5 protein-coding genes are annotated in these 8,002 nt (G+C 37.0%); 3 read left to right on the plus strand and 2 right to left on the minus strand.

Annotation, left to right across the window (positions count from 1 at the left end; genetic code table 11):
• Both L652_RS0101890 and L652_RS0101895 read right to left on the minus strand, forming a co-directional pair.
• Positions 1-1,236 (minus strand): preprotein translocase subunit SecD (locus tag L652_RS0101890; RefSeq protein WP_024594930.1); only part of this gene is annotated, 1,236 nt, incomplete at its 3' end.
• Between the two features lie 108 nt (positions 1,237-1,344).
• Complete coding sequence (locus L652_RS0101895; RefSeq protein WP_024594929.1) at positions 1,345-1,806, minus strand: hypothetical protein; 462 nt, start codon at positions 1,804-1,806, stop codon at positions 1,345-1,347.
• A 461-nt stretch (positions 1,807-2,267) separates the two neighbouring features.
• Here L652_RS0101895 and L652_RS0101900 point away from each other — a divergent pair, with 461 nt between their 5' ends.
• From L652_RS0101900 to L652_RS0101910, 3 genes are all read left to right on the plus strand, one after another.
• Positions 2,268-4,331, plus strand: coding sequence for a hypothetical protein (locus tag L652_RS0101900; protein ID WP_139015377.1), 2,064 nt, complete (start codon positions 2,268-2,270; stop codon positions 4,329-4,331).
• A gap of 129 nt (positions 4,332-4,460) precedes the next feature.
• The gene (locus L652_RS0101905) at positions 4,461-6,239 is read left to right on the plus strand and encodes an ABC transporter ATP-binding protein/permease (protein ID WP_024594927.1); all 1,779 of its coding nucleotides are present in this window, start codon (positions 4,461-4,463) and stop codon (positions 6,237-6,239) included.
• A gap of 240 nt (positions 6,240-6,479) precedes the next feature.
• The coding region (locus L652_RS0101910) for a M13 family metallopeptidase (protein ID WP_024603232.1) at positions 6,480-8,002 on the plus strand (1,523 nt) is incomplete at its 3' end.

The following is an 8,002-nucleotide window of genomic DNA, read 5'->3' on the forward strand; positions in this document are numbered from 1 at the left end:
GGCTGCCGCTTGTTGGCTTTTCATATTGGTAATACTAAAACGCGAACTTAAATGCTGAGCAATATTGGCAACATTAATAACTTCGCTTTTTTTAACTACTTCACCTTTAGCATTTTGAGAATACTCAGAGTAAACCGTCGCCATTGGCTTACCAATATTGGCTTTTGAAAACGCCGACATTGCATCCCCTCCTTGGCCGTCTAGGCTTAGCTGTACCAATGGTTTACCCCAATCGTCGCGGCCTATGTTTGCATTATTAATATGATCGCCTGTAAAAATTGGCACAGGATCGAGCTTTATCTTTCCGCCCGATTGCATATTAAATGTTTGCCCGCCAATTTCTTTTAATTGATAAAAACCAAGCGATGCTGTTGCACCAATAATACGCTTAGCTTCGGTTGGATCTTGCACGCCAGGAAGCTCTATACGAATTCGATGTTTGCCTTGTTGCTGTGTTACCGCTTCAGTAATGCCTAACTCTTCAATACGTGAACGAAGGGTTGTAAGTGTTTGGCCCATTACTTCTTTATCAAAGCTGCTGCGGCCTTGCTCTGAATAACTAAATTTGGCAGTTTTAACGCTGCCATTATTGCTTGTTACAACAGCAAAATTAGCAAACCGGCTTTGTAGCTCTTCAATAACGGGGGTTAACTTGTCTGTTGCATTAGGCAATGCGTTTATTTCAAACCCGTGCTGAGTTTGCTGCGCTTTTACGCCATGTGCTTTTTGCTTAATAATGATTGATTTAGCTTGTTGATACGCACTGACTAACTGCTCATCAACGGCTTTATCTAAATCTACGTCTAATACAAATAGCACACCGCCATTTAAATCAAGGCCCAGCTTTATTGGTGATAAACCAAAATTTTGTAACCATGTAGGGCTGGTTGCATGCTCAACAATTTTAACTTGCGTGTTTGGGTATTGCGCTTTTATAGCCGCTTGTGCCTGAGCGCTTTTAGTTGGCTCGTTTAAAAGTACATTAATAGTTGATTGCTTATCTAAACCCTGCTCAACCTCTAACCCTTGGTTATTTAAAAAAGTAACTAGCGTTTTAGTGCTCGGTAAAGATTGCGTTTCACTGTGCGGGCTATTACTTACGTGCAACCACGATTTATTTGGGTATAAATTTGGTAATGCGCTGATAGCTAATAAAACCAATACTATTAGCATGGCTATATAGCTTAATTTGAACTTAGCCGTAGACGGTTTTTTGTCTTTTTTAAAACTTAACATCTTTAATCCTTATTGCCAGCAAAGCTAGCAACGTACTTTTTAAAAGCACAATTAATCTTCAGGCTAAAACTTTAAAAGTTAAAACCTAATAAAATTAAATAAGGAAAATTAAGCGTGGTAGGTAGTTACAGCTCTGTAGAGTAAATTAACGTCTTTCCAGCCACTCAAGCGCGACTTTTTACTATTAGTTACAAGCGTATACCAAGGCTGTATAGGATTAATCGCTCTTGGTCGTAAGAATATATGCCTAACAAGATTTTGAGCAAAAAATTCAAAAACCACATCGTATTCTGGCTCACTTTGAACAGTGTGCAAAAACAATGATGAATTATTGGCAGTTAACCTTGGTTGGTGCGCGTCAAAATCGGTTTGATGCGTTTTTTTATGCTGCGCAGTATCTACAGACTTACTAATAGGCTGTATTTTAGTTAAATCGGCAATATCAGTAAGCGAAACCTGCGTACTAACAGTAATATTTAAATTTTGTGAGGCGCCCATAGCATTGCTCTGCACACTAAAAAGTGCAGCAATTAGCAAAAAGGCAGTTAAAAACACTCTAAATTTAAACATTCACGTTTTAAAACTAAAATAAGGGATGCGTAGTATATAAGGACAAGCGTTTAAAATACAATAGCCAGCTCGTTAATTTAGTTTGATCTTACAACTTAACCTTAGGCGCTGGCGTTGCTTTATTTCGAACCAATTATTTAAAGATTTTTTTGGTAATTTCATTTATAAAATATGTTGCGTTTAAATCTACTACTTCGGCAACATACCTTCCCCTTACCCAACGAAAACCGAGTAATGATTTAGGCTTGCTAAGCTTCTAATATTTGCAGTTTTATTATTCATTTAACATTCATTTAGTGGTTTTTTTTGGTAAAATAACAGGTAACCTCTGATGCTTCGTACTATTAAATGCGTAAGTTGCAGCGGATATACGAAATTAGTATAATTAAATGTAAACAAATAGCTAAATTTTGATTTTCTTAATTATGTTATGGATAGTAAATAAGGCAGGGAAAGTCATTATGAAAAAAAACATATTTAGTAAAATTGTCGCAAAATTTTACAACAAAAGCTTAAAGCTAATAAATACCCTAAGTAATGACACTGACCTAAAAAAGCTAATAAACAACAGTGAAATAGTCTCTTTTGATATCTTTGATACTGTAATCCTCAGAAAAGTCTTCGAACCAGCTGATATTTTTACAATAGTTGAGAATTTATATAATGATGAACATAAAAAGCTAGACATAGACTTTAAAAGCATCCGAGGTAATGCCGAGGCAGAAGCAACAAAAATACTAGCTGAGCTAAATGGTACCCAATCCATAGGTTTGGATGAGATATATGCACATATACAAAAAACACAAAATCTAGATAGCAAAGTAATTAACATATTGAAAGCGCTAGAAATCGAAATAGAATTAAAATTTTGTGTCAAAAATGAATATATGCACTCTTTTTATCAATACTGTATTGATAATAGTAAAAAGGTTATTTTCACCTCAGACATGTACTTACCGGAGTACGTGATAAAAAAAATTCTTTACGATAATGGGTATACAAAATTTCATAAATTATTTTTATCCTCTGTAATTCGTAAATCAAAGTCTAAAGGAGGGTTATATCCGCATATACTTAAAGACCTATCCTGTAAACCGTCTAAGCTTTTACATATTGGCGATTATTACTTCGCCGATGTCATTAACGCGATGAAAGAAGGCATCAAACCTTATTATTACAAAAAAACCAGTGAATATGCGCTTAGCCATCATTCATTTAAAAGACTAAGGCAGCTATACCCTTCTAAACTCTCTATAGAAGAATCTATTTATTTTGCGACTATCATCAACAAAACGTTTACCCAAAGAGATAATAACAACGAGAATATATGGTACGACTTTGGTTATGTATACTGTGGAATAATATATTTTGGCTTAACTCGTTGGTTAACTAGCCAGGTTTTGCATCAAGAAATAGAACATATATTTTTCCTTGCTCGCGACGGCTATATTATGCACAAAGCCTATAGCCTTATGAATCAGGGAGCTAAAACGCCTGTTAGTAAGTATATGTACGCATCAAGACGAGCTATAAACATCCCAACTATATACAATGGAATCGATGAATATTCGATAAAAGTACTATGCCATTTTGTTCCTAATTTGAGCGTCGCTAATTACCTTGATAGAGTTGATATAGATGCAACAAAACATATTAAAAAAATAAAAGAAGTTGGATTTTTTGATCAAAATCATATAATTGACACAGATAACGATAAGGATAAATTAGCAAAACTCTTTCATTTATTAGTTGATGATGTATGCAGTATTGCAGCTGTAGAAAGAGAAAACCTACTAACTTACCTAAATCAAATTGGGTTTATGGATGCCAAAAAAGTCGCGATTGTTGACATTGGGTGGCAAGGGACAATTCAGAACTCATTAAATAAGCTAATGTTATTAGAAAATAATGAAATAGATATTCATGGTTATTACCTAGGTACATTTCAAACTGCAATGAAGTTTGCTGAAAAAGGGTTTCCGATGTCTGGCTATATGTGTAACTTTTCAGAACCTAAAAATAATTTTCAAGTGTTATCGGAAGGTGTGCATATGCTCGAATTTATTTTTTCAGCACCTCACGGCTCTGTAATTAAATTCGATAAAAAAAATGATGACATAGTAGCTATATTCGAACCTAATGACTTTTCTAATGATAAGCTAAATACAATAAACGAATTTCAAAAAGGGGCTATGGACTTTATTTCTGATTTTATGGCTATTGAGAGAGACTATAAAAAAATAAATATCGCTCCTGAAACGGCTATAAAACCTATATCTCGACTATTAAAGACCCCTACTTATAGCGAATCCGTAAACTTTGGTAATCTAAAACACTCTGAGTATGTCGGAGCAAATAGCCATGAAAGTTATTTTGCTAAAACGTCCGATCCATTAAAAATGTTTCTTAACCCGATTAAGTTTAAGCAAACCTATAGCAAATCATTATGGAAAGCTGGTTTCAGAAAACGTTATATGCGATATATTCTACCGGAAAATATATACTGCTATTTTAGAAAGCATTAATTAGGTAACCGCATTTTAACGCTTAAAATTAATATTCAAAAAACTAATACCTTTCCTTGTTTCAATTTACTGCGTTTACTTAACTTATAAGTGATTTTATCTACCCACATACCAATTCTGAGATACTGAATGCGCCCCAGACAAAGCAGTGAAAAACGACCAGACGCCATGAATTTACGCCAAAGTGTAAAAACACTATGGCCCTACCTTACAAAATTTAAAGGCCGTGTTTTTATTGCACTTATGGCGCTTATAGGCGCAAAAGGTGCCACTTTGTTAATGCCTTGGGCGCTTAAAGAAATAATAGACTCGGTAGATAAGTCAATTAACCCACTGTTAGTTATCCCCGCTTTATTGTTATTGATGTACGGTGCACTGCGTTTTGCCAGCGTGTTTTTAGGTGAAATAAGAGATGCTGTATTTTCTCGCGTAACCGAGCACGCAATGCGTGATATTGGTTTAAAGGTATTTAAGCATTTGCACTCACTTGAGCTGGCTTTTCATTTAGATAGGCAAACTGGCGGTATTAGCCGCGATATAGAACGCGGTACAAGTGGGTTAAGCTTTTTAATGCGTTTTTTAATGTTTAACATTGTGCCTACTTTATTTGAAATACTTACCGTTGCGATTATTTTTGGCACGTTGTTTTCTGTTTGGTTTGCGCTGATTACATTATTGGCAGTTGCTATTTATATTACCTTTACGGTGGTTGTTACCCAGTGGAGAAACCGCTTTATTAGAGAAGCAAATGCTGCCGACAATCAAAGTAATACCCGCGCCATAGACAGCCTACTCAATTATGAAACGGTAAAGTATTTTAATAATGAGCAGTTTGAAGCAAAAACTTACGACACCTTTTTAGCAAACTGGGAAAAAGCCCGTTTAAAAAATAGAATGTCGTTGCTCGCCCTCAACTCAGGCCAAGCACTTATTATTGCTTGTGCTATTACCGCGTTAATGTGGTTGGGCTCAACCGAGGTAGTAGCAGGTACGCTTTCTATTGGTGAACTTGTGATGATTAACGCGTATATGATTCAATTGTTTTTACCGCTTAACTTTTTAGGCTTTGTGTACCGCGAAATAAGACGCGCCCTAACCGACCTTGAAAACATGCTTGGACTACTTAACAAAAAACCACAAATAACCGATGCACTTAATGCTAAAGAGCTCAATATTAGCCAAGGTGAAATAACATTTAATAATGTAAGTTTTAGTTACGATGCGCATCGCCCTATTCTTAATAATCTTAGCTTTAATGTTAAAGCAAGCAGCAAAGTAGCTATTGTTGGTGCCAGTGGGGCTGGTAAAAGCTCATTGGCGCGACTGCTTTATCGTTTTTATGATGTAAACGCTGGTGAAATTAGTATTGATAATCAAGCAATAAACTCAGTAACACTTAATAGTTTACGAAAAGCCATTGCAATAGTGCCGCAAGACACCGTGCTGTTTAACACTACTATTCGTGAGAATATCGCTTACGGCAGACCATCAGCAAGTGATGCAGAAATTGATGAAGCCATTGCTATGGCGCATTTAAAAGACTTTATAGCAACACTTGATAAAGGCGATAAAACACTGGTTGGCGAGCGCGGTTTAAAAGTATCCGGCGGCGAAAAACAGCGTATTGCCATTGCCCGCGCCATTTTGAAAAAGTCCCCTATTTTAATTTTTGATGAAGCAACATCTGCACTCGACTCTCATTCTGAGCAAGCAATTCTCGCAGCAATGCGTGAAGTTGCCAGTAACCATACGAGTATTGTTATTGCTCATCGGTTATCTACTATTACCGATGCAGACACCATTATTGTGCTCAAAGCCGGACAAATTATTGAGCAAGGTAAGCACGATGAATTACTTACACTCGCCGGAGAATACGCCCGTATGTGGGAACTACAGCATAAAAAATAAATAGTGTGTGCCCCCTCTTAGCTCGGATACTTTTAAGTATTCGAGCTAAATAAAGCGTTTATAGAACCTATTAGCCTTTCTCTTTTCTCCTATATTAGCTTTATCGAGCACTGTGGTGATTCACCTCAAAAGATTTGTTTGTCTGATTAATATCAATAACAATCGATAAGTTAAATATTCGTAACAATAAAAATGATTCACTGCTGCTTTAATTCAATCAGTGATACTCAGGAGTAAGTAATGAAAAAGAGTTTAATTGCCGCAGCATTAGCTGCCACATTTATTACAGGTTGTTCAGAGCCGCAAACAACAAAAATAGACGAGCAACAACCTAAAGTAACTACAGCAAAAGTGACAGAAAAAGCAGAGTTAGGTAGTTTTGGTGTTGATCTAACAGCTCGTAACGAAGCCGTGAAACCAGGCGATGACTTTTTTATGTATGCCAGCGGCACTTGGTATAACAACTACGAAATGCCTGCAGATAAAACCCGCTATGGTGCATTTTCTGGATTAGCTGAGCGCAGCGAAGGCGATGTTAAAGCTATTATTGAAGAAATAGCCGCACGTAAAGATTTAAACGCAGAAGAAAAACTCGTTGCTGATTTTTACAATGCGTATATGGATACCGAAACACTTAATAAACTCGGTGTAGCGCCTATTAAGCCATTGTTAAGTGAAATTAGTGATATAGCGTCAACTGACGATTTAGCTGAGATGTTTGGTAAGTCTTGGTTAACCGGTAATAAAGCCCCTTTTGGCGGCGGTATGTGGTTTAATCGCCTAGACCCTAATAAATATGAAATGTCACTAGGTGCTGGTGGTTTAGGTTTACCAGATCGTTCTTACTACCTTGAAGACGCTGAGCGCTTTGTAAAAACCCGTACAGCTTATGTTGCTCACATTGCTGACATGCTTAAGTTTGCAGGAGTAGAAAATACCGCTGAGCGCGCTCAAGCAATAGTTGATCTTGAAACCAAAATTGCACAAGGTCATTGGCCTCGTGAAAAGCGCCGTAATCGCGACTTAACCCTAAACCAAGTTGAACGTGCCGATTTAAGCACTGCTTATCCTGGCTTTAACTGGGATTTATATTTTGCGCAAACAGGTTATAAAGTACCTCAGTTAAATGTATCTCAGCCTGAGCCAATAAAAGCGATGATTGAGCTAATCAATCAAGAAGATATTGCAGTATGGAAAGACTACCTAACGTATCACGCTATTAGCGGTAACGCAGGTTTACTATCAGAGGACGTATTTAATACTAACTTTGCTTTTTTTGGTAAAGAACTAAACGGACAGCAAGAGCCTCGCCCTCGTTGGAAACGTGCAATAAGTGAAATGTCAGGCACAAGTTCGCTTGGTTTTGCTATTGGTAAGATATACGTAGCGCGTTACTTCCCTGAGTCGTCAAAACAACAAATGTCTGAGCTGGTTGAAAACCTTCGTACAGCCCTTGGTGAACGTATTGATAACCTAGAATGGATGGGCGATGAAACTAAAGTAAATGCGCGCGCTAAACTGGCTGCATTTGTACCAAAAATTGGTTACCCCAATGTATGGCAGTCTTATGAAGGTTTAAGCATTACTAAAAACGATTTGATTGGTAATGTGAAAAACATGCGTGAATTTTTTCATGCAGAAAGTGTTGAAAAAGAGCTACAAAAAACAGACCGTAACCGCTGGGGCATGACGCCACAACGCGTAAACGCTTACTACAATAGCTCGTTTAATGAAATTGTATTTCCGGCTGCGATATTACAACC

This window comes from Pseudoalteromonas sp. TB25 (assembly GCF_000497995.1).
Lineage (GTDB): Bacteria > Pseudomonadota > Gammaproteobacteria > Enterobacterales > Alteromonadaceae > Pseudoalteromonas > Pseudoalteromonas distincta.

What these genes read in the sequence shown, in the direction of transcription:
- L652_RS0101905 (WP_024594927.1), top strand. Translation starts at nt 4,461, where the DNA reads ATGCGCCCCAGACAAAGCAGTGAAAAACGACCAGACGCCATGAATTTA.
- L652_RS0101895 (WP_024594929.1), bottom strand. Translation starts at nt 1,806, where the DNA reads ATGTTTAAATTTAGAGTGTTTTTAACTGCCTTTTTGCTAATTGCTGCA.
- L652_RS0101900 (WP_139015377.1), top strand. Translation starts at nt 2,268, where the DNA reads ATGAAAAAAAACATATTTAGTAAAATTGTCGCAAAATTTTACAACAAA.